This is a genomic window from Pantoea sp. 1.19, from assembly GCF_001922585.1.
Classification (GTDB): domain Bacteria; phylum Pseudomonadota; class Gammaproteobacteria; order Enterobacterales; family Enterobacteriaceae; genus 1-19.
In genome coordinates, this window is record NZ_MRBS01000001.1 from 213294 (window position 1) to 235580 (window position 22287).

At 51.8% G+C, this 22287-nt stretch carries 26 protein-coding genes; 25 read left to right on the top strand and 1 reads right to left on the bottom strand.

The window, feature by feature from the left end; genetic code table 11:
• Positions 1-5: 5 nt before the first annotated feature.
• The 16 genes from BS626_RS01190 (at position 6) to BS626_RS01265 (ending at position 11329) form a co-directional block, all read left to right on the top strand.
• Positions 6-488 (top strand): DnaT-like ssDNA-binding protein, encoded by a 483-nt coding sequence (locus BS626_RS01190; protein ID WP_075180580.1) that lies wholly within the window; start codon positions 6-8, stop codon positions 486-488.
• Between the two features lies 1 nt (position 489).
• Entirely contained in the window at positions 490-840 is a 351-nt protein-coding gene (locus BS626_RS01195; RefSeq protein WP_075180581.1) for a hypothetical protein, read from the top strand.
• Position 841: 1 nt separating this feature from the next.
• Positions 842-1426, top strand: coding sequence for a hypothetical protein (locus BS626_RS01200; protein ID WP_075180582.1), 585 nt, complete (start codon positions 842-844; stop codon positions 1424-1426).
• On the top strand, positions 1423-1833 hold the full coding sequence (locus tag BS626_RS01205; protein WP_075180583.1) for a phage tail terminator-like protein: 411 nt from the start codon (positions 1423-1425) through the stop codon (positions 1831-1833). Before BS626_RS01200 ends, BS626_RS01205 begins: the two co-directional genes overlap by 4 nt.
• Before the next feature lie 48 nt (positions 1834-1881).
• Entirely contained in the window at positions 1882-2559 is a 678-nt protein-coding gene (locus BS626_RS01210; RefSeq protein WP_075180584.1) for a phage tail protein, read from the top strand.
• Between the two features lie 52 nt (positions 2560-2611).
• Positions 2612-2923: a phage tail assembly chaperone gene (locus BS626_RS01215; RefSeq protein WP_075180585.1), complete on the top strand. Its 312-nt coding sequence runs from the start codon at positions 2612-2614 to the stop codon at positions 2921-2923.
• Positions 2924-2985: 62 nt separating this feature from the next.
• Positions 2986-3234, top strand: a complete 249-nt coding sequence (locus BS626_RS01220; RefSeq protein WP_075180586.1) for a DUF1799 domain-containing protein — start codon at positions 2986-2988, stop codon at positions 3232-3234.
• Complete coding sequence (locus BS626_RS01225; RefSeq protein ID WP_083615862.1) at positions 3234-6392, top strand: phage tail tape measure protein; 3159 nt, start codon at positions 3234-3236, stop codon at positions 6390-6392. The genes BS626_RS01220 and BS626_RS01225 overlap by 1 nt, the downstream gene beginning before the upstream one ends.
• A 456-nt stretch (positions 6393-6848) precedes the next feature.
• Positions 6849-7391, top strand: coding sequence for a hypothetical protein (locus BS626_RS01230; protein WP_075180588.1), 543 nt, complete (start codon positions 6849-6851; stop codon positions 7389-7391).
• A gap of 11 nt (positions 7392-7402) precedes the next feature.
• On the top strand, positions 7403-7840 hold the full coding sequence (locus BS626_RS01235; RefSeq protein WP_083615863.1) for a type II toxin-antitoxin system YafO family toxin: 438 nt from the start codon (positions 7403-7405) through the stop codon (positions 7838-7840).
• A 108-nt stretch (positions 7841-7948) separates the two neighbouring features.
• Positions 7949-8287 (top strand): hypothetical protein, encoded by a 339-nt coding sequence (locus BS626_RS01240; RefSeq protein WP_075180589.1) that lies wholly within the window; start codon positions 7949-7951, stop codon positions 8285-8287.
• 91 nt (positions 8288-8378) lie between these two features.
• Positions 8379-8729 carry a phage tail protein gene (locus tag BS626_RS01245; RefSeq protein ID WP_075180590.1) on the top strand — a complete coding sequence of 117 codons (351 nt, stop codon included), beginning with the start codon at positions 8379-8381 and terminating at the stop codon, positions 8727-8729.
• Positions 8729-9499 (top strand): phage minor tail protein L, encoded by a 771-nt coding sequence (locus BS626_RS01250; protein WP_075180591.1) that lies wholly within the window; start codon positions 8729-8731, stop codon positions 9497-9499. Before BS626_RS01245 ends, BS626_RS01250 begins: the two co-directional genes overlap by 1 nt.
• Before the next feature lie 12 nt (positions 9500-9511).
• Entirely contained in the window at positions 9512-10243 is a 732-nt protein-coding gene (locus BS626_RS01255) for a C40 family peptidase (RefSeq protein WP_075180592.1), read from the top strand.
• Positions 10231-10824 carry a tail assembly protein gene (locus tag BS626_RS01260; RefSeq protein WP_075180593.1) on the top strand — a complete coding sequence of 198 codons (594 nt, stop codon included), beginning with the start codon at positions 10231-10233 and terminating at the stop codon, positions 10822-10824. Before BS626_RS01255 ends, BS626_RS01260 begins: the two co-directional genes overlap by 13 nt.
• 187 nt (positions 10825-11011) lie before the next feature.
• Positions 11012-11329: a hypothetical protein gene (locus BS626_RS01265; RefSeq protein ID WP_240494244.1), complete on the top strand. Its 318-nt coding sequence runs from the start codon at positions 11012-11014 to the stop codon at positions 11327-11329.
• 26 nt (positions 11330-11355) lie between these two features.
• On the opposite strand, the gene BS626_RS01270 is transcribed toward BS626_RS01265, so the two are convergent.
• Positions 11356-11784, bottom strand: coding sequence for an Arc family DNA-binding protein (locus tag BS626_RS01270; protein WP_075180594.1), 429 nt, complete (start codon positions 11782-11784; stop codon positions 11356-11358).
• Positions 11785-11910: 126 nt separating this feature from the next.
• Between BS626_RS01270 and BS626_RS01275 the strand changes: the two genes are divergently transcribed.
• The 9 genes from BS626_RS01275 to BS626_RS01320 all read left to right on the top strand — a co-directional run bounded on the left by BS626_RS01275 (position 11911) and on the right by BS626_RS01320 (position 22156).
• Positions 11911-12078 carry an Arc family DNA binding domain-containing protein gene (locus BS626_RS01275; RefSeq protein ID WP_075180595.1) on the top strand — a complete coding sequence of 56 codons (168 nt, stop codon included), beginning with the start codon at positions 11911-11913 and terminating at the stop codon, positions 12076-12078.
• 71 nt (positions 12079-12149) lie between these two features.
• Entirely contained in the window at positions 12150-13034 is an 885-nt protein-coding gene (locus BS626_RS01280; RefSeq protein WP_075180596.1) for a phage antirepressor N-terminal domain-containing protein, read from the top strand.
• Between the two features lie 79 nt (positions 13035-13113).
• The gene (locus BS626_RS01285) at positions 13114-13848 is read left to right on the top strand and encodes a hypothetical protein (protein ID WP_075180597.1); all 735 of its coding nucleotides are present in this window, start codon (positions 13114-13116) and stop codon (positions 13846-13848) included.
• Between the two features lie 108 nt (positions 13849-13956).
• Complete coding sequence (locus BS626_RS01290) at positions 13957-17721, top strand: phage tail protein (protein ID WP_075180598.1); 3765 nt, start codon at positions 13957-13959, stop codon at positions 17719-17721.
• A gap of 301 nt (positions 17722-18022) precedes the next feature.
• Positions 18023-18664: a hypothetical protein gene (locus BS626_RS01300; protein ID WP_075180600.1), complete on the top strand. Its 642-nt coding sequence runs from the start codon at positions 18023-18025 to the stop codon at positions 18662-18664.
• A gap of 9 nt (positions 18665-18673) precedes the next feature.
• Entirely contained in the window at positions 18674-19891 is a 1218-nt protein-coding gene (locus tag BS626_RS18735; protein ID WP_075180601.1) for a tail fiber domain-containing protein, read from the top strand.
• A 151-nt stretch (positions 19892-20042) separates the two neighbouring features.
• Positions 20043-20285 carry a DNA polymerase V gene (locus BS626_RS01310; protein WP_075180602.1) on the top strand — a complete coding sequence of 81 codons (243 nt, stop codon included), beginning with the start codon at positions 20043-20045 and terminating at the stop codon, positions 20283-20285.
• Between the two features lies 1 nt (position 20286).
• Positions 20287-20604 (top strand): hypothetical protein, encoded by a 318-nt coding sequence (locus BS626_RS01315; RefSeq protein ID WP_075180603.1) that lies wholly within the window; start codon positions 20287-20289, stop codon positions 20602-20604.
• A 337-nt stretch (positions 20605-20941) separates the two neighbouring features.
• Entirely contained in the window at positions 20942-22156 is a 1215-nt protein-coding gene (locus BS626_RS01320) for an integrase arm-type DNA-binding domain-containing protein (protein WP_075180604.1), read from the top strand.
• The last annotated feature ends 131 nt before the right edge of the window (positions 22157-22287 follow it).

The window sequence follows — 22287 nt, forward strand, 5'->3', positions numbered from 1 at the left end:
GAAGCATGATTAATAGCGATCCCGATTCGCCCGACTTTAACAGCTACGCCAGCGTGGCGGTTCTGGAGTCATTCGCGGACCGGCGGGGCAGGGAGATCACCGGCGACATTGAGGTGATGCTGACCCGTGCCATGGATTATTTAGAGGGGCTTGAGTGGGACGGGCGGCGTACTGACCCGTATCAACCGCTGGCGTGGCCGCGCAGCGATGCCTGGTTCGATGGCTACCCGATCCCTGCCAGAAAAATTCCCCGCCAAGTCATCAATGCACAGTGCATGCTGGCGCTGGAGGCGATGAACGGGGAGCTGCTGGGCAGCGTACGCGAAGCGGCAGTGAAGTCGGAGCGCGTGGAAGGGGCAGTGACCACCACCTATGCGGTAGCAGACGGCGAGACGTTCACCCCGCAGTATCCGGCCGTGTTCGCGGTGCTGGGGACTCTTACCGCCGGGCGTGGATTTTCTATCAACTCCTTTGCCGAGCGGGGCTGATATGGCGATCGACTACACCCGCATGCGCGCCACCGCCAAACGACTGCTGACCGATAACGGCATGCAGTACGCTGTGACCCGCAAAGGCAGCATCAAAGTGGTGGCGGGGAAAGAGGTGCGCGAGCCGGATCTGAATTTCACCGCCATCGGCGTACGTACCGAATACGACCCGCGCGAAATCGACGGCAGCAACATTCAGGCCGGCGACGTGGCCATCCTCTTCACCTGGGATGAGGAGTTGAGGATTGGTGATCTGGTTGAGGTGGACAGTAAGCCTCACCGTATCGTGCATCCCCATCCGGTGAAGCCCGGCCCTATAGTAATCTGCTACCAGGCACAGCTGAGGGCGTGATATGTCAGATAACAAGTCGTTTATGGCGTCGGTCAGCGCCTTTGTCAGCCAAGCAAAGGCGCGGCAGGAGGGGGTGGTGCGCGCGGTATCGATCAAAATTCTGGCGCGACTGGTGCAGATGTCGCCGGTGGGCAACCCGGAGTTATGGGAAGTCAACCAGACGGCGATCGCCTACAACTCGGCGGTGGCCGAGCATAACAGCCTGCTGCGCCAGAGCCCGGGCAACCTAACCAAAGCCGGGCGGCTGCGCCGGGGAATAAAAGTTAACGACAGCATGGGCCTTAAAGCGCCACCGGGCTATACCGGCGGCCGCTTTCGTGGCAACTGGCAGGTGTCGTTCAACCAGTCGGCGGAGGGTGAAACCGGGCACGTTGATAAGCAGGGCAGCCAGACCATCGCCGCCGGTAAATTGGTGATCGAGCAGTTTAAAGTGGGGATGACGGCGGTCTATTTCGCCAACAACGTGCCCTACGCCTACCCGCTGGAGTTTGGCCATTCGAAGCAGGCCCCCGGCGGCATGGTGCGGATCACCGCCGCTGAGTTTCAGCGGTTCTTTGATGAAGCGGTGCAGGAGGTGCAATTGTGAGCCGCCCCGATATCATCGGCTTGCTGGAGGCGCGGCTGGGAGAGTGGGCCGATGCACAGGGGCTACCAGTGGCTTACGACAATATTGCTTTTGATCCGCCCAGAGGTATTTACCTGACTTCTCACGATATGCCAGCGTCGCCGTATGCCATCGACCTCAGCCAACGCTGTAAGGTTTTTATGGGAGTTTATCAGATAAATGTGGTGATCCCTGCAGCACAGGGGCGCGCAGAGGGCCGGGCCATCGCTGCGCAGATTGAGGCGCTTTTTGCCAACGGCACTGAGGTGCAGGGAGAGGGGTTTATCTGCTACGTCAGCGGCGAACCCGCACAGTATGCCGGCATCTCAACCGATAACGCTTGGACTATCCCTGTCAGCATCAACTACCGGGCTGATATCTCAGCTTGAACAACCTTCCGGCTCAGCCGGTTTCATATTTCTTCATGGAGAATCCCTATGGGCTTCGCATTACCTAATGGTGCCACAATTTTCGTCGGCTCCAAACTTGCCACGCCTGTGGCGGTTACGTCTGTGAGCAATGCTTCAGGCGCTGTCTTTACCGTTGCAAGTGGTCACGGCCTTGCGGTCGGCGATGTAGTCTTGGTCTCGAGTGGTTGGACGTTGGTTGATAGTCTGGTGGCGCGCGTAACAGCACAGACGACCACAAGCGTGACGATCGGAGTAATAAACAGCACCGATACCAACTTTTTCCCTGTGGGAACCGGTGCCGGCTCCCTTACCAAAGTCGTCGAGTGGACTGAAATTCCGCAAATTACAGAGGTTGCTCAGTCGGGCGGCGATCAGCAGTACACGCAGATTCAGTTTCTTTCAGATGACCGACAGCGAAATCTTGCGACTTATAAGGCGGCCAAGTCGCAGACTATTACGATGGCGCACGACTCTTCGCTTCCTATATACAGCGTATTGTCAGCTGCCGATCGCTACGGTGATACGTTGCCGATGCGCATGTATGTGCCAAAAGCGAAGGAAACCCGTTACTGGTCAGGTAAGCCATCCTTCGATCCGCAGCCAACCACGGCGCCGAATGCTGTTGAGACGGTGCAACCCTCGTTTGCCATCCAGTCCCGTGACATGACGTTTTACAAAGACGTTACCCCGCAGAGCGCCGCGTAATTCAACCTTTAACGGGCCCGCTTGCCGGGCCTGATTTATATCTGAGGAAAACATGGCAAAAACTTTCCAGCTCCAGCCTAAACCGACCTTTAAGGTTAACGTTGCAATCCCTCGCGCCGGAGATGAGGATGGCGTCATCACCTTCACCTTTCTTCACAAGCCACTGAAAGAGCTGGCGGCTATTGAATCAATGGAGGGCAAAAATGCCGTCGAATTCCTGATGGAAATCATCGAAGCCTGGGCGCTGCCGGATGTATTCGGTCGGGAAAACCTTGAGACGCTGCTGGACAACTATCCGCGCGCGCTGGAAGCGATCACTCGACACTACTACAACGAGCTGATGGGAAATCGTCAAAAAAACTGATCGCGGTTGCCTCAGCATTCTATACGCCAGAACCCTCATCAGAGGAGCTCTCCGCTTTCGGCCTGAGTGCCGATGATTACACCGAAGAAGAGCAAATCGTTGGAGTTTGGCCCGACTGCTGGGCCGCATTCGGAGTGTTTCGCGCCATGGCTACGCAGTGGCGAACCGGAGTGGGGGGGGTTACCGGGTTGGACTACAACGTACTGCCTTGGCTGATGAAAGTAAGCGGCGTGGAAGATGAGGCGGCCGTTCTTGACGATATTCGGATCATGGAGCGCGCAGCGCTGGATATGATTCATAAGGGGGCTTGATGTCCGATATTGCAACAATCTCTCTGCGCGTCAACACCTCCGAGCTGGAGCGCGGTAGCAAAGCGCTGGATGATTTCGAAGGTGCCGCGGCGGGAGCAGCCAAAGGCGCGGATAACTTTGGCAGTATCAACAAAGGGGCTGCCAAAGTTACGGCAGAGACAGCCCGAGAAATAGAGATGCTGCATCAGCGCGTTCGTCAGTTCAGCGAGTCGCAGCGCCAAAATCAGACGGCTTCTCAGGCAGCTACTCAAGCCAGTGCGCACCAAAAACAGGAGCTCCAGAATCTGCTTAACCGCATCAGCCCGGTCAACCGCGCGCTGAACGAGCTTGAAGGCCTGCAAAAAAGCCTGTCCGGCTACCGCGGCAAGGGTATGGTCGATGATGATGACTACTCCCGTTATAACGCCGTGCTGGAAACCACGCGGCAAAAGCTGTTTCAAGTTATGGAGGCGGAAACGGCCGAAGGACGGGCGCGTCTGGAACAGGCGCAGGCTGCACAGCGCGCCGTGGCCACTGGGCAGTCGTTTATTGCCAGCCTGCAGGAACAAGCAAACGCCATTGATAAAACACGGTCCGAACTGTTGGAGATGAAAGCCGCGCAACTGGGCGTTGCCACTCAGGCAGCCCCGATGATTGCGCGGCTGCGCGATCAGGAAAACGCCTGGAAGCGCGGTGAGATATCAGCGGGGCAGTACCGACAGGCTATGCGCATGCTGCCAGCGCAGTTTACTGATATTGCGACTTCTATCGCTGGTGGTATGCCCATCTGGATGATAGCCATTCAGCAGGGCGGCCAGATCAAAGACTCATTCGGCGGCGTTGGCAATTCGCTCAAGGCGCTGTCCAGTCTGATTACTCCCGTCAGGCTGGCGATGGGTGGGCTGGTAACGGCCGGCGCGCTGGTGGCATACAATTTCTACAGCGCTGCAGAGCGCTCCGAAGAGCTACGAAAGTCTCTGGCGCTGACCAACAGCTATTCCGGCCTGACGGCTACATCTCTGCAGAATACGGTATCAGCGGCTAGCGCGGCAGGTATTTCGTATTCCAGTGCCTCTGATGCACTGAACAGTCTGGTGAAAGCTGGCGTGCCGGCCGGTGCCAACTTCGAAATGCTCACAGTTTCTGCTGCGAAGTTTTCGAAAGAGTCAGGTATAGCGCTTGATGACCTGGCCAAAGACTTTGCTGCGCTAGCAAACGACCCTTCTAAAGGCATTCTCGCGCTTAATGATAAATATCACTTCCTGACGGCGGTTCAGTACGAGCATATTGCGGCGTTACAGGAAGAGGGTCGCTATACCGAAGCTCTGGCTGCTGCCAACCAGGCCGCGGCAGACGGTATGAATAACGCCGCTAAAAACATGAAGGAGTCGCTGGGGACGATTTCCCGCATCATGCGCGGCCTGACCGACATGGCAAAAGGGATGTGGGATGCAATCGAGGGAATTGGTCGCGCACCGACGCAAAACGAAGCGCTAAAGACACTTACCAACCGCCGGGACAGTATTCAGGCGCAGATCAGCAATTCCGAAGCGACTGGCTACAACCGCTCGAATGGTCGGCTGGATGAATGGCGCAAAGAATTGGGTGTACTGAACGCTCAGATTAACGCTTTTACTCTCCAGGGTGATGTCCAGATGGCGAAGGAGAAAGCGGCCAGTGATGCGCGTGCACAGCACAATCAGAACCTGAAAGACGCCATTTCTTTACAGCAGGGGTTAAACCAGGGCCTGACAAATGCGGAGAAGCGGACAAAGGCTATAGCAGACCTGGACCGCCAGCGCATCAGGATGAACCAGGCGGCGGCTTCAGATCCAAAAAGCAATGTCGGAATGTCCGATGCGGAATACCAAAAGCGCGTTGCGAACATCAACAACCAGTTCAAGGATTCGAAGACGCCAAAGGCGCGTGCTTACACCACATCAGCTGGCAGCCGGGCGGAGTATACTGGTCAAAGTGAACTGCTGGCGCTGCAGGCGCAATTCAAGGTCTTGCAACAGCACAGTGGCATTAATGATGTGATTAGCCAGCAGCGTAAAGACCTCTGGAAAGCGGAATCACAATTCACTGTGTTAGAGGAGGCTGCGCGTACTCGGCAGCTTTCAAAGCAGGAGCAATCCCTGCTCGCCAGTAAAGACCAGGTACTGCAGTTAGCACGTCAGAAAGCTCTATTGGGCGACCAGATCACCGCTCAGGAGCAACTTAACAAGCGTATGGATGCATCGCAGAAGTACGCCACGCAGATGGCTGAGAAAACCAAAGCGATGATTGCTGGCTCAACGCTGAGCAATCGCGAAGCTCAGCGGCAACTGGAACGAGCGCAGCTCGCTTCCGGCTGGAAAAACGCCGGAGGCGACCTGAAAGATGCTGGCTTTCAGGCACAGTTGAAAGCAGCAGAGGATTATTATTCTGCGCAGGACGCGCTACGCGAGGACTGGTTGTCTGGAGCTAAGAAAGGCTGGGCCGACTTTGCCGACAGCGCCACGGACGCTTTCAGCTCCGCTCAGCAGGTAGCGCAGGCAGGATTCAACGGGTTAGCCGATATGATGACAACCCTGGTAACTACCGGTAAGGCAAATATCAAAGAGTTTGGCTCGTCCATGCTGAAGATGATCGTCGAAGTCATCAACAAGCTACTCATCGCCCAGGCCGTTCAGGCCGCAATGGGCTGGATTAGCGCTGGAGCCTCAGCGTCCACAGCTTCAACGGCTTCACTTAGCTCTAATGGAGCGATGGGGGTGTCGACAGACTTTCATGCCTACACGCCGCAGTTTGATGGTGGTGGCTACACCGGACCTGGTAATAAGTACGAGCCCGCTGGCGTGGTTCACAAAGGTGAGTTTGTATTCACAAAAGAGGCTACTGAGCGGATCGGAGTGTCAAATCTATACGGCATGATGAGTGGCTACGCCGATGGCGGGCTGGTCGGGCGAGCACCTATGCACGGACTGGGTAATAACGCTGGTACAGTCACCCCGGCACCAGTGATACAAACAACCGTACATGTTGATGCCAGCGGTAATTCGTCGGTGCAATCGGTGGGCGGCGGGGATGCAATGGGCAGGGCGTTGGCGGCCGAGATGCAGAAAGCCGCTATTCAGGTAGTGCAAAAACAACTGAAGGACGGTGGAATGATTTACAAATTTGTTAAAGGCCGCTAATGCCATCCGGTAGCCTCGCTAGAGGCTACCGCACTCACCGACTGGGAATCCAGATCTGAAGGGCTCCACGAAAGAAGAGGCGACGCGGTGGCTGATGACTATATGGCGAGGAAAGCCAAAAGGATGGGAAGCAAAAAAATGGCGGCGGAGTATAACTCTTGACTAGGGTGAAAAACATCCAAGCTCTTCTTTGCCTTTTTGCAAAAAGTGCTATTCATTACGCTGAAGTAATGTACAGGTGTTCAGTATTGCAGCCCGATCTTGACGACATCGTCACTTACCAGATTGGTAAATGGTTGTTAAAATCGCATAACGTGCAAACGAGTGTTTTCAAACGTCGCCGAACTTGCTACGATCTTGTAGGGTTTAAGATTGCTCATTTATGAGTAAAGGTATTAGACTTCACTCCGATAACACAAGTTATCAGGAATTCCATGAAGTTTAGTCGAGGTTGTAATGAATCCCTTTAATGCCATTACATTTGCTGCGTTGTGTGGGCCATTGGCTCAACCTGCTGCCATGGCTCAGGATTTTATAGCGCAACCAGCACCCATAATGGCTAAATCATCTAAAGGTGCCCCATCTATTGATGACTATGCTCGCAGCATAGAAGAGGGTAAAAAAGCCTTAAGCAAGCTGACTAATGCAATGGATGATTACTACATTCGGCTTGTAGAGATGGACTCGCAATCTGCTAAATTTTACGTTTTGGAAAATGGTCTAGAAACCACCGAAGCGTGTGAAATGTTCTTAAGGGCCTTTGAAGAGGACATTAAGAAAACTATCGCAACTGAAGAACTTCCTGATTTCGTAGCCACAGAGTTGAGAGCCTATTGGCGCCATATTGCAAAAGCTCGATCTTCAGCTACTCGACTTAACAGCTTCTCAAAAGGTTTGATGCGCAATGCTGTGGAGTTTGAATCTGAAACCGATTTAGTGGCTGTGAAAGAACTGGCATCATTAACAACAGCCAAAATGAATACTCTGAAATTTCATTAAGGCTAGGTTAAGTGGAGCATATTGAGGTTTCGATAAACTACCACACCAAAGAAAGCTTCTTCTCAGAGGCTTTCTTGCGCTTTCCGGAATTAGAGTCATCCATTCTTCAAGACTTTAAACGATATAAAGCCACAAATGATTTGCCTAGTTATTTTGGCAGAGACGTAGCTTACACTCAGCCCCATAGTGCGTTCCGGTCTGGACTTATGCACATTCATTTATGCCTTCCCCCAAAAACGTTCCCAAAAAATCGGCCTCAAAACGACAGGGTATGTAAACGCGATGACCCTGATAACGATGCATGTTTGGTATATGTACAGGGAGAACTCTATGAAAACAGATATTCGCTGATTGCCATAATGCATCCAGATGCCCATGAAAAGGCCCGTAAGCATGAAATCATGAGTTACTTATCTCGCGTCGCCCAAGACTTCAGAGACAACAACTAGCATCAAATCCTAGTTGCCTTTTGTTAGGCGACTGCTTACCTTTCTTGCTTCCAATTGCATCAGATCCGCTTTAGTATTATCGCCATACTTACTTAGGGGGAGAGGGATATGAAGAAACTGATTTTTGGTGCAATGGCGATAGTTTCGGTTACTGCAGCGGCTAGCAAGCCGCCTTACAATCTGCACGTGCCGTCAGATCCTAATGCGACTTTTACCGTGCTGGAGATTGGAAACAAAGGAAATCTCGCCACTATAATCACCAAGCGAGATGGAAAGTCCGGTACAACTTATTCGCAGCGCGCCTACGATTGCAGCGCAAGGAAGGTTATGTATTTAGGTTCTGGCGAGACATTAGGTGAAATTCGCTCATCTAAACCAGACGATCATCTTTCACCAATAGCTGATGGCTCAATTGCAGACTATGTCGGAAATGAGGCCTGCAATTAGAATCAACCCATTAATATATTAACCCGCTTCGGCGGGTTTTTGCTTTCTGATATCTGTCACACCCGCTTCGGCGGTTTTTTATGGGAGACATATGGCAATCGAAACTTATAAATGGCCTATACAGCTAAGCAGTGGGCCCATTGAGTACGCTCAGGCAATCCGAACAGCTCGGTTTGGCGACGGGTATGAGCAGGCAGCTGATAACGGCATTAACTCCACGGCTATACAGGTCCCGATGGTATATGTCGGCAAGGAGGCTGAGGTTAACGAGATTCGTGCTTTTCTCCTGGCCCATACTGTAAAAGCTTTCATCATTACCCCGCCGGGAGAAGAAAAGGGGCTTTATCGCGTTGTGGCTGATTCGGTGCGAAAAGGCATGATTAATAGCAACGCAGCGGAACTGACGTTCACTATCAAGCGGGCTTACGGAGTGTACGCATAATGGCATTAGTCGATCAGGCGGCGATGCTGGCGCCGGGTGGCAGGGTCCGCTTGGTTGAAGTTGACGCTTCAGAGTTCAGTGGAGGGATCCACCGATTCCACTACGCACCTTTTCCCCATACGCCGGAAGAAATCGATGCTGCCAATGGAGATGAAGAAAGGCTTGGACCCAAGCCAATCGTCTTCGGTGGCAATACCTACGATTTTTGGCCGTTTCAGGTAGCAAGCCTGGAACTTTCAACAGACCAGGCGGCGGAGCCTACTCTCAGTGTCTCAAATCTTGACGGCCATATCACTGCACTATGCCTACAATTTAAGGACATGGTTAACGCAAAAGTGAGCATTATCGACACCTATGCTGTTTATCTCGATGCCGTAAATTACCCTGGTGGCTTGAACCCTACAGCTGATTCGTCAATGTTCACACTACAGACCTTCTGGCTTGATACCAAAACTTCCGAAGACGACGAGATGATCACTTGGGCACTCAGCAGCCCGGCCGACTTGCAGAATCTTGTGATCCCCACCCGACAAATCACATCGCTTTGTGAATGGGCGCTGCGCGGCCAGTATCGTAGCGGAGATGGGTGCACCTATAACGGCATTGTATATTTCGACGCGAAAGGGAATCCGGTATCAGATCCTGCTCTTGATGTGTGTGGCGGATGTTTTAGTGACTGCCGTAAACGGTTTGGCGCTGGCCTGGCTGATCCTGACGCGGCAATCCTTGATTTTGGAGGCTTCCCGGCAACTGTTCTCTTCACCCGATAAACGGACGCATCAATGAATAAAACCATAATGGCAGCTATCCGGGCGCATGCACTGGAGGAATCTCCACGCGAGTGCTGTGGCTTCGTTATTCAGTCTGGTCGCCGCCAGCGATATATTCCCGTACCGAACATCCACGAAAATCCGACAGAACATTTTCGCATAGACGGAGAGTATTGGGCTAACGCCGAAGATATCGGAACGATTATTCGAGTCATCCACTCCCACCCAGGCGACGGGGCCCGGCCCATTCCGTCGGGTCTTGATCGCCAGCAGTGCAATAATTCCGGCGTTGTGTGGGGTATCTATGCGCCCGACTGCGACGAGTACGCAGAGATAGCGCCAGAAGTGATACCACTGATCGGACGTCCGTTTATTCTGGGTTCGCATGACTGTTGGGGGCTGATTATGGACTGGCACGCCACGCAGGGTATCGTGCTGAACGATTTCCGTGTGGATTATCCGTGGTGGGAGAGCCAGTATACGGACAACCTCTACTTTGACAATTGGGAGAAAGAGGGGTTTGTCGAGTGTGACCCTGCTCCTGGCTGCATGGTCATCATGCAGGTGCAATCAAATAAATGGAACCACGCGGGCATCATCACCGAGGAAGGTGAGCTACTCCATCACCTTTACGGGCAGCCTTCCTGCATTACTCCGTATGCCCGAGGTTATTTCAAAGAACGCACGATGATCTGCGTTCGTCACAAACACCTGCCACAGGAGATTAAACCATGGCTCGCTTAACCACTATTCGCCTGTATGGCGCACTTGGTGCCCGATTCGGGCGTGTTCACAAGATGGCAGTGCAGACATCAGCAGAAGCGGTTAAGGCTCTGTGCGTCAACTTTGACGGGCTGGAAAGCTATCTCATGAACGCCAAGAAAAATGGCATGGTGTTCGCGGTATTCCGGGGAAAACGCAATATCGGCGTTGAGGATTTCAAAAGCCTAGGCGGTGAAAATGACATACGCATCGCGCCGGTGATGGAAGGGGCGAAGAAGGCTGGGGTGTTTCAGACCATACTTGGCGCAGTGATGGTGGTTGCCGGCATCCTTGTAACTGGGCTATCTTATGGCTGGGCCGCCCCTGCAGGTGGCGCTCTGATTTCAGGTGGCATTGGTACGATGGCAGGAGGTGTTTTCCAAATGCTTTCACCTCAACCGAAGGGCCTGCAGGGCCGCGACGATCCCGACAATAGACCCTCATATGCTTTCGGCGGCGCAGTCAACACTATTGCGATGGGGAATCCTGTGGCAGTCTTGTATGGGGAGCGTGAGATCGGTGGAGCTATCATAAGCGCGGGTATTGTGGCCGAGGATATCTGAATTTTCTGCCTTATTCAAAACCCTGGCATTCGAGCTTCTCGATGATAAAATTTAAACTGCCTAAAGCTACGAGACTATGAAAATGAAGAGAATATTTTTGTTGGTTACTTTTTTGGGGCTATCTGGGTGCGCTACTACTGCAGTTTTGCCCAGTGACGCGAAACCAGCGTCGCAAGAACGAGTTTTGATGTACCAAATCCAAAATGAAGAGGCTAATGCAAAGCTTATTGTTGTTCGTGATGAAGGTTACTTGGGTAGCGCTTGTTTTACAGGTGTTTATCTAAACAACACTAGAGCTGCTGTATTAGATCCAGGCGAAAAAGCTACATTTTATCTTAAACCAGGTGAATGGAATGTAGCGGTAAAAGGTGAAGGGAAAATGTGCATATCTGATACTGTTCCCAGCGGGCGCGATATCAACCTCCAAGCAAACCAGACTAAAGCTGTTAGACTATTTGCAGATCCTAGCGGTAATGTAGATGTTAAGCCATTGCCATTAAACTGACGATAGCCCACTCAGGTGGGCATTTTTTAAGGGACAACCACTAAAAATCCGGTAACATCCCAGGTTGAGTCTGGTATCTCATATCCCAGTTCCTTGAGCTTATTGAAGGTAGGTTCGAATACAGAAACGAAATCATCCTCGCTCAACCCATCTAACTCTAAGTCGTCCAGCGTGATGGAAAAGGACTTGTGGCCGATCCTTGCCTTTCTATTAATTTCTTCAAACGTCCTTTTAAATATGATAGTAGAAAGTCTGCCGGTGGCTTCTGACGCTATTTTAATCACATCTAGCGCTGAGATTAGCTTATCGCTGGATATTTCTTCAACAAAGCTAACATCTAACCTTTGCACAATCTCGGAATTCATGGAGCGGTTATTAGTCTTAGCGGATAACTCTATTTTTTCTTTTAATTCAATGGGAAGACGTATGCGAAACTGCGGATCTTCTCTACTCATGCTAACTTCCTAATCAATTGAATGCGTTATGTGAAAGAAATTATGCCCCACGGTGGGGTTGACTTCAATGACGCACGGTGTGACACTGTTTTTGTGTCCCACGGTGGGGCATTAAGGAGGTTGAGAATGGGAAAGGCTAAAGATATGTACCAGCGCAAGATACGCATCCCCGATGACATCAAGCGCGCCATTGAAGCAAATGGTGAGCAGCAGAGCCGCCAGTTTAATACTGAGGTTATTTACCAGCTGAGAAAGGCGTACGGATTAGTAGGAAGTAAAAGTGTTGAGGCCTGAAAATGGCGAAACCCCGCAGTGCTCGAACACTAACGGGGCTTCTTTGTCAGTAACTTTCGGAGCAACTAACAATGAATAGTATAGCAATTATTGAAGCAGTAAACACCACCTCTTTACCGTTCCACGGACAGCACATCATCACCGCTATGGCAGCAGGTGTTGCGTATGTGGCAATGAGGCCGATTGTTGAAAATCTCGGCATGAGTTGGTCAACTCAGGTTCGTAAACTCATGGGCACTAAGCAAAAATTCAACTGTGTTCATATGAACATGGTTGCGATGGATAGCAAATTGCGCGACGTGCTGTGCATTCCACTTAAGAAGCTCAATGGCTGGCTATTCAGCATTAACCCGGCGAAGGTGCGCGACGACATTCGCGACCGCCTGGTTCGTTACCAGGAAGAGTGCTTCACCGCTCTGCATGACTACTGGACTAAAGGCGCTGCCATCCGCAAGCCGGAAACAACCGTTGATGATCGCACTCCGCTGCGTGGCATCGTCAACCGCATCATGGGTAAGTACGGCATGACCTACCAGGCTGTTTATAAGCTGGTTCACAAAGAGTTCGGCGTGAAGCACATCGACGAGCTTTCATCAAAGCAGACCGCTGAAGCAGTGGAGTATCTGGCCGGCAAGGTTATCGAAGGTGAGTTTTTGGGTAAGGGCGAAAAAGGATTGTCATCCTTTCAGTTCACCGATGAAGATCTCTGCCGGCTTGCGTGGTTATGGGACATCGGGAACCGCATGCAGGATTTTGCAAAAGAGCTGACTCCAGCAATGTACTCAATGAAGTCTGCGCACGCCGGAAAATTTCACGACTTCGGCAAAGAGTTCCGCTGGACGTTCGAACAGGCTCGAGTGGCAATAGAGAAGGCCACGCTACACATTCCATATCAGCCAGAGCGTGATGATAACTGGTCACGTGTTCTGCCGCGTTTAAGGAAGGAGATTCACTGACAGGCGCATGGGATGGCGCAAAAAGAAAACCGCCAGTGTGGAGCTGGCGGCCATGTCTACCAACGTATAGGAACGTCTAATGACTAAGTTGACTTTAGCAAAAAACTTTGGATCTGTCACTGAGAAAAGCATCGATAGCCAGTCGTTGCTTGAAATGGTTAATGCTGCTCGAAAAGAGTGCGGAGAGCCAATGGTGCGCAATAACAAGTTCCTTGAAAAAATCGAGGACGAGCTTGAAGGAGAGTTTTACACAAAAAGTGCAAAACCTTCTGGCAGTAGCGGAGGCAGGCCAATTGACGTAATTGGTATGACGATCAAGCAGGCGCTTCGTGTGGCGGCTCGGGAATCAAAAGCAGTTCGCCGTTCTCTGGTGGATAAGCTTGAGGCTATGCATGAGGCACACATTACCAGCGGTAAGTCTGTCACCGGTCTTGTTGAGTACCGCAAGGCACGCACATTGAAGATGACCGTCGAAGCCGTCACGAACCTCTTTGACCTGATGCCACACTTGGCACCTGAAGCGAAGCAGGTAGCAGCAGCCAGCCTCATCAATCCGATTGCCGGTTTCGATGCTATCCCGCTGCCGGTTATGGAAGAGATCCACTACACGGCGCGTGAGGTGGGGAAAATGCTGGATGTGTCGGCAAACAAAATCGGCCGTATCGCCAACAAGCACAGCCTTAAAACTGAAGAGTTCGGCAAGTTCTTCCTGGACAAGTCGGCGCACTCTGACAAGCAGGTCGAAGCATTCCGATACAACACCAACGGCGTCGAAGCTCTTCGTTACCTGATCCACGGCGCTGATGTGGCTTAACTACGCCATTGGCGAATCTTCATTTAATCAATTACTTAACCCGCTTCGGCGGGTTTTTGCTTTCTGATATCTGTCACACCCGCTTCGGCGGTTTTTTATGGGAGACATATGGCAACGATCAGTGGTGCAAAGGGCGGCAGTCAGAAACAGCATACGCCCGTAGAGCAGCAGGATTCAGCTCAGTCAATGGCCCGTTGTCGCATGCTGCTGGCACTGGGTGAAGGAGAGTTTGCCGGCCAGCTGACAGAGGGGGGTATTTATTTGGACGGTACACCGCTAGGCAATGCCGACGGCAGCATGAATTTCGAGAATGTGTCTTGGGATTTTCGCCCAGGAACACAGACGCAGGAGCCAATACCAGGATTCCCGGCGGTGGAGAACGAAACCACCATTGGCGTAGCACTGACGAATGCCACGCCTTGGACGCGCGCGCTCAGCAATACCCAAATTGACGCTGTGTTGGTGCGAATCGGCATTACCGGGCTTCAGCAGCAGGAAAATAACGGCGATATTGTAGGAGCCACAATTACCTACCATATCGATGTGGCCACAGATGGTGGCGCTTACGAAACGGTTATGACTAAGACGGTGAACGAAAAGCTCAGCTCACTGTACGAACTCACGCACCGCATCAATCTGCCTAAATCCAGCACGGGCTGGCAGATCCGCGTCGTTCGCGATACTGCTGACAGCAGCACCCAACTGTTGCAGAACAAAACACAGGTGCAGGCCATTACTGAAGTGATCGACGCCCGCCTTCGTTACCCGCACACAGCGCTGCTGTACGTCTCTTTTAACGCAAAATCATTCAACAATATTCCGAGGATTTCCTGTAAGCCGAAGGGGCGAATTATTCGCATTCCATCGAACTACGATCCATTAGCACGGACCTACATGGGTACCTGGGATGGAACCTTTAAATGGGGATGGACCAATAATCCGGCGTGGATCTGGTTTGATGTTCTGACCGAACCACGTTTCGGGCTTGGCCGCCGTGTAAAGCCGGATATGCTGGATAAATGGGAACTTTACCGCATTGGGCAGCGTTGCGATCAGCAGGTACCTGATGGAAACGGAGGTAATGGCAAAGAACCTCGCTTCATGTTCGACGCTTACATCCAGTCACAGGCCGATGCGTGGCAGGTAATAAAGGACATCGCCGCTGGATTCAACGGGATGACGTTCTGGGGCAACAACATGTTTAACGTTGTCTCCGATATGCCGGTCGATACCTCGAAGCTACAGATCCTCACGCGCGCCTCGGTGGTAGGCAAGCCTACATACTCCAGCGGCAGCGAAAAGAACCGCTACTCCAGCGCGCTTATCAATTTTAGTGATCCAGAAAATCATTATCAGGACCGTACCACGGCGGTAATTTTTCCTGACTTGGTGAAGCAGTTCAAGTTTAAGCAGACGCAAATCACCGCAATCGGCTGTACGCGCGAGAGCGAAGCACAACGCCGGGGCGGATGGGCGGTTTATTCCAACTCACTTGACCGGATTATCACGCTACAGACCGGTCTTGATGGCTATGTTTACGTGCCGGGAACTGTGTTTGCATTTGCCGACGAACGCCTTTCAGGGCGGGTTTATGGCGGGCGTATCACCGGATATAACGCCGTGCTGAAGGCTGTGACAACCGATCGGGGTACCAGTGCCGTTGCGGGTGACACGCTCATGATCCGCACGCAGGGCGGTACCGTTGAAAGCAGGGTGATTCAGTCCGTAAACGGAACGCAGCTGGTGGTTGCCACGCCTTTCACGGCAGCACCGTTATCCAACGCTGTATTCGTCATCGATGCCGGGCAGTTGCGCCTGCAATACTTCCGCGTTACAAACCTGAGATTTGATGATGAAGAAAACACCTTCACAATCACAGGGGCCGAGTATAACGCATCAAAATATGATGCGGTCGATAACAATGCTCGTCTGGATACGCCTCCGATCAGCCTAATCCCGACCGGGCTGGTGGCGCAGCCGGGAAATATCTCCGTCTCTGGCTATGATAGCGTTCGCCAAGGGCAGCGTGTTGCTACGCTTGTGGCTACATGGGATGCGCCGCTTGATAAAAGTGGAAAGCCTCAGGCAGATATAGTTGCCTATCAGATACAGTGGAAACGCGGGGAGAGCCAGTGGATTAATACCCCTGAAACGGGCCTGAGAAATATTGAGGTAGTGGGAATTTTTGCGGGTGATTACCTGGTGCGAGTCCGGGCGATCAACTCCGCCGGCGCTTCCAGTCTGTGGGCTACATCTGCCCTAACACAACTCTCTGGACGCATGGGAGATGTTCCGAAGCCAATCGGCCTGACCGCTACTGATGATGTCGTTTTTGGTATCAACGTCAGCTGGTCATTCCCGGCCAACACCGGCGACACGCTGAAAACTGAAATTCAGTACAGCCTGACCGGTAGCGACGCTGATGCGATGCTGCTGGCCGATGTACCATATCCGCAGCGCAAATATCAGCAGATGGGCCTGAAAGCGGGGCAGATTTTCTGGTATCGCGCGCAGCTGGTAGACCGAACCGGCAATGAGTCCGGTTACACGGAGTGGGTGCGTGGACAGGCCAGCATCGATGTTTCCGACATTACGGATGCAATCCTGGAGGAGATTAAAGACTCCGAGGTGTTCCAAAGCCTTATCGAAAACGCCGTTGACAGTAGCGAAAAACTGGCTGGGCTGGCCGAGGCCATTCGGGAAAACGCGGACGGTCTTGCAGCCGCTGTCGGCTCAAATAAACAGACCGCAGAGGCGATTATCGGCAACTCGCTGGCTATCGCTGATGTTGTCGTGCGGCAGTCTGCGCAGCAGGGCGCTAATTCTGCAAAATTTGAACAGCTCCGGGAGGTCATTGCCACCGAGTCGGAAGCGAGGGTGACGGACGTGACTCGCCTCGAGGCGAAAACCTCGCAAAACGAGTCGGGGCTGACGGAGGTACGCCAGACGTTGGCAAACGAGACGGAGGCCCGCACTACCGCAGTAAACGAGCTGACTGCAAAAACGGAGCAGAACCGCGCTGACGTCACAGATTTGACGCAAGCGGTGACCACACTTGACTCCGCTATGTCGTCCCGTCTGGAGGAGCTGGGTGCCCGCACTGACACGGCCAGCGGCGGCGTGCAGAACAACGCTATCGCACTGATCAACAATGCTCTGGCTCAGGTCAGCCAGCGCAACCTACTGAGCGTTCAGTACCGGGACAACAAAGCGGGGATTGAGCGCGTAGATAACGTCATGGCCGACGCGAGTCAGGCTGTAGCCGAGTCCCTGAAAACGTTGGATGCGAGCGCAGGCGCCGGTAGTGGCAACGCGACTGATTTCGCGCAGGTGATGGCTGATTTTTCGCAGGTTTCGGCGACTAAAATCAACTCGCTCAGCGTGACTGTGAACGGTCAGAGCGCCGTAATAAATCAGACCGCGCAGGCTTTGGCCGATGTCAACGGCAATCTCAATGCGATGTACAGCATCAAAGTTGGGGTCGACTCAAACGGTCGTCAATATGCTGCTGGGATGGGCATTGGGGTGCAGAATACGCCTGCTGGGATGCAGTCGCAGGTGCTGTTTCTGGCAGACAGATTTGCGGTTATGTCTCAGGCCGGCGGCGCAGTGTCATTGCCGTTTGTGATTCAAAACGGCCAGACATTTATCCGAGAAACGTTTATTCAGGACGGGACTATCGGCAACACAAAAATCGGCAACTATATCCAGTCAAATGATTATGCACCAGGAACATCAGGATGGAGGCTAGATAAGGGCGGTAACTTTGAGATAAACGGTGTTGCCGGAGGGGGTAGGATGCTTATTTCAAGTAACTTAATTCAAATCTTCGATGGCAATAATGTCCTGCGCGTAAGAATGGGGTTATGGTAATGCCACAGGGGCTACAATGCTGGGATTCATCTGGGAGAATTTCTGTTGATCTTTCTGATTTTTCATTAAGATTCATTGGCGTTGTCAGCGTACAATTTTTTTCAGGTGATAGCATGAAAAATATATCCTTCCCCGGAATTACTGTAGATGGGAGCATCGTCACGCCTGTGTCTAACTCATTTGATCCGTCTTATACCAGCCTGTATTCCTGCAGGGCATATAACGGGGGATTTACGGTAACGTATCTACCTGAATACACCTCGCGTGCATTAGTCCTTAATGTGGAGGTATATAGCTTTCAATGAGCGGATTTGAGGCTTTCAATCAAAATGGCAAAATAACGATAGACTCCAACAACAGATCTACAATATTTCTTGACAGGAGGGGCGTTTCACCAATCACCGATGTTGGTGCTGTTCAGGTTGTTAACCCATTCACTGACGGATACTCGTTTGGTTTTTCTGCTCAACAGTTCTGGAATGACGGTAACTTACGCTGGCTTAGGATGAACACTGGTAAGGTTTCAATGCCTGGTGCGGATATGTTTGAGCCTGAAGCTGGAGATATGATCCGGACTTCAAGGAATTCGAGCATTCAAAGTGGATATCTGGATGTATTTGATCAAAATGGAAACATCGTTTGGAGTGCTAAGTCTGCAGCAAGCATGCCTAGAATTATTGGCTTTATGGATATACCTGCAGGATTTGATCTGCAAAACAACGTTTTTTCTATTCACCCGGGATTTAATCCGTGGATTCTCATCAATTCTACCCCCGGGAATTACAGTAATGACGGTGCTGTATCAGGATACTCAGGGGTTGTTTTGAAGTGGGATGGAAGCCAGTTACAGGCGTCATATGTTTCAAAAAATCAGAAAAGCTGGTCTCAGATTCTTCAATCTTCAGGATTGAGAATTCCGCTCGCCAAATTTGTAGGAATTTAAGAGGAAACTATGATTTACACAACAGGAACAATTTCAGTTAACGGCAATACCGCAACCGGCACAGGCACAAACTGGACGGCTGCCGGCAGTCTGATCCGAGTGGGCTGCACTATCATCGTGATGTCTAATCCTGCGCAGGTTTTCCAGATCACCGCCGTGAATTCAGCAACTGGGCTGACCGTCAGTCCCGCAGCATCGCCGGCGTTGTCCGGGCAGAAATACGCCATCCTGCTCAGTGACAGCCTGAGCGTGGACGGTCTGGCGCAGGACATCGCTGAAACGTTCCGCATGTATCAGTCCTACATGGGCGGGTTCGCTGACGTAATGAACGGCGCCGGTGATGTGACCATCACTATTAACGGCGAGCAGGTAACCGTTCCCGGGCAAAAGTCGCTGGCAAAAAAAGGGGCTAATAACGACATCACCAGCCTGAACGGATTGACTACTGCGCTTAGCATTGCGCAGGGTGGGACGGGGGCGAAAGCCGCGAGTGATGCCTGGAAGAATATTGCGCAGTTCGGCAGCGAGAGTGGCACTGCTGCTCAGGGTAATGATCCACGATTAAACACGATTGATGGTAAGAGCGGTGGATTGATAAATGGTGATATAAAAGCGGTTGGAGGGAAAAGCATAGGGTTAGAAACCGCTTTTGGAGGTAATAAAAAAATATATATAAGCAACAGTTCTGGCGATGGTCAGCCGAATACATATATAAACTTTTTAAAGGGTGCCTGGTACGATGGTTCATATACAGCCGGTGGAGTAAGGGGCGGAGATACGTTACTATCTCACTTTCAAGTGTCTGTGATTGCGAAAGAAGGACTGGGCGCTGACTTTTTATTTTATCCAGACGGCAGGGGGGTGGGTAACTGGCAGACCCAATCTGACGAGAGAATCAAAAAAATATTTGGATATATAGAAGACCCGCTGGTAAAGATGCGTGGAATACGCGGTATCCATTATGAGAGGCTGGATACTGGGGTTAGAGGGTATGGGTTTAGTGCCCAGTCTGTTCAATCTGTGTTCCCAGACGCAGTAACGAAAACGGGCCGAATTACTCTTAAAGATGGAACCGTGGTGGACGATGTGCTTTCTCCTGACACTTATGGCGTATCGGCCGCTCTTCACCATGAAGCAATATTAGCTCTTATGGAATCCATCGAAGAGCGCGACAAAGTCGTAGCTGACCTGATCGGCAGGATTGAAAAGCTTGAAAAGACCGCTTGATGGTGCTGACCTGCCTTGGCGTCACTGAATAGTGCGCTCTAAATTCATCGACAACTCAACGTAGTAACTCTCCCCGCCAAAAACCCGCTTGATAGCCTGCCTCGATCAATAATACTGTATATAAATACAGTAACTAATCGGAGTAACTATCATGCCGCGAGCATACGAGATAGAGACGGCGTTTGTGGCCGCTATCAGCATTGGCCGGGGAGGGCGCCGGACGGTATCAACGACGGATTTTGTGCGAGAGCTGGGACATGTTAACTGGCACTGGACATTGGCGGAGGCAAACCGTTGGATTGAGACTCACCAGCACTCGTTTCGCGACGTGAGCACCGAGGAGGGAGAGCGCCGTACATTCCACCTGTTCAACCCGAACAACGGCGGTCGCTAATATGGGGTTTCCGTCACCAGCGAGGGACTACGTCGAGCGCCCCTTTCGAATTGACGAACTGCCGGGCATCGACACGTCTGTGCGCGTGCATGATTTCCCTGGCGGGTTTGCGATCATCAAGCCTGTCTCTCAGGCAAAAATTGGAGATACGCTGCTGGTTAGCAACTGCGGAAGTATTGAGTTTGTCAGGCTGTCGGTGAAAGGGCTGGTAATGCCAGATGGAGAGTGCATTGCCGGCGAACAAATGGAGGGCGTCGAGGTGCTTGGGCGGGTGATTTACCAGGTGCTGGATTTTACCGATGGGGCAGGGCCTGTTTGAGTGGGACAGATTTGGGACATGCAGGGGTTTGAGTCGTTTTACATGCCTTTGCATGTTTTTGCATCATGGGACGTGTGAGCGCGGTCAGATGCGGTAAGTTACTGTGTTAAAAGCTGATTCTAGGAACTTCTAAGCCGTAGGTCACAGGTTCGAATCCTGTAGGGCGTGCCATTTTCACTTCTCCTGTCGTCTACTAAAGTCCACAAAATCCCAGTCAGTAAGCACCTTCCCGCGAATCTCATTATCTCAACGTCTACTATCATCTATTGAAATCAACAATCATGTGGGGGTACATTTGGGGGTAGATTCCTGTTCAATGAAATGAGATACCCCCAAATTGAAACTCAATGCCCGCACAGTGGACACTTCCAAGGCCAGAGATAAAGCCTACAAGCTCTCTGACGGCGGCGGCTTGTATCTGCTGGTGAATACTAATGGCTCACGTTACTGGCGGTTAAAGTACCGCGTAGCCGGTAAAGAAAAGTTGCTGGCGCTGGGGGTATATCCTGACGTATCGCTGGCGGATGCTAGGGCAAAGCGTGACGAAGCAAAACGCACTTTGGCCGCTGGTGGTGATCCGGGCGAAGTTAAACAGACGGAAAAGCAGGCTAAGATTCTGGCGGTCAGTAACAGCTTTGAGGCACTGGCGATTGAATGGCATGAGCATAAGCGCCCCAACTGGTCACAGGGCTATGCCAGTGACATTCTGGAGTACCTGCAAAAAGATGTGTTCCCGTTTATCGGTAAACGTGCCATCGCAGAAATCAAAGCGGCAGAGATGCTGCTGGTGCTCAGAAAGATGGAGCAGCGCGGCGTTCTGGATAAGCTGAAGAAAACTCGGCAGGCTTGCAGTCAGATTTTTACCTATGCCGTTATTACTGGCAGGGCAGAGCATAATCCTGTTACCGATCTCGCCGGCGCACTAAAAGCGCCAAAGCAAAAGCATTTCCCTCATCTTCTCACCGAACAGATTGGCGGCTTCCTTCGCGCACTTAGTGAATACACTGGCAGCAGGGTTACACAAAATGCCACCCGGCTGTTGATGCTTACTGGCACACGCACGATTGAGTTACGCGCTGCTGAATGGGCTGAATTCGATTTAGAGAAAGGCATCTGGCAGATACCTGCAGAACGGATGAAGATGCGCCGCCCTCATGTAGTGCCGCTTTCCATCCAGGCTAAATCTCTCCTTGAAGAAATTCACCAGCTGACGGGAAGAGGGCGCTATGTGTTCCCCGGGCGCAACGATGCAGGGAAGACGATGAGCGAGGCCAGTATCAATCAGGTTATCAAACGAATCGGTTATGACGGTAAAGCTACCGGTCACGGCTTCAGACACACTATGAGCACCATTTTGCATGAGCAGGGCTATAACACTGCATGGATTGAAACGCAGTTGGCTCACGCAGATAAGAACAGTATTCGTGGCACCTACAACCACGCCCAGTATCTGGATGGACGCCGGGAGATGCTTCAGTGGTATGCCGACTACATGGAAGCGCTGGAGAACGGCGAAAACGTGGTGCATGGCACGTTCGGGAAACAGGCATGACTGTACGAATAGACAGTGCTAGCATACCGGAGTAGACTTTAGTAGACGAACAAAGAATAGGCTATGTCTAGGCTGATCCCCGAAAACCCGCACACCTCTGCGGGCTGGCATAGCCGCCAAAATAAGAGGGC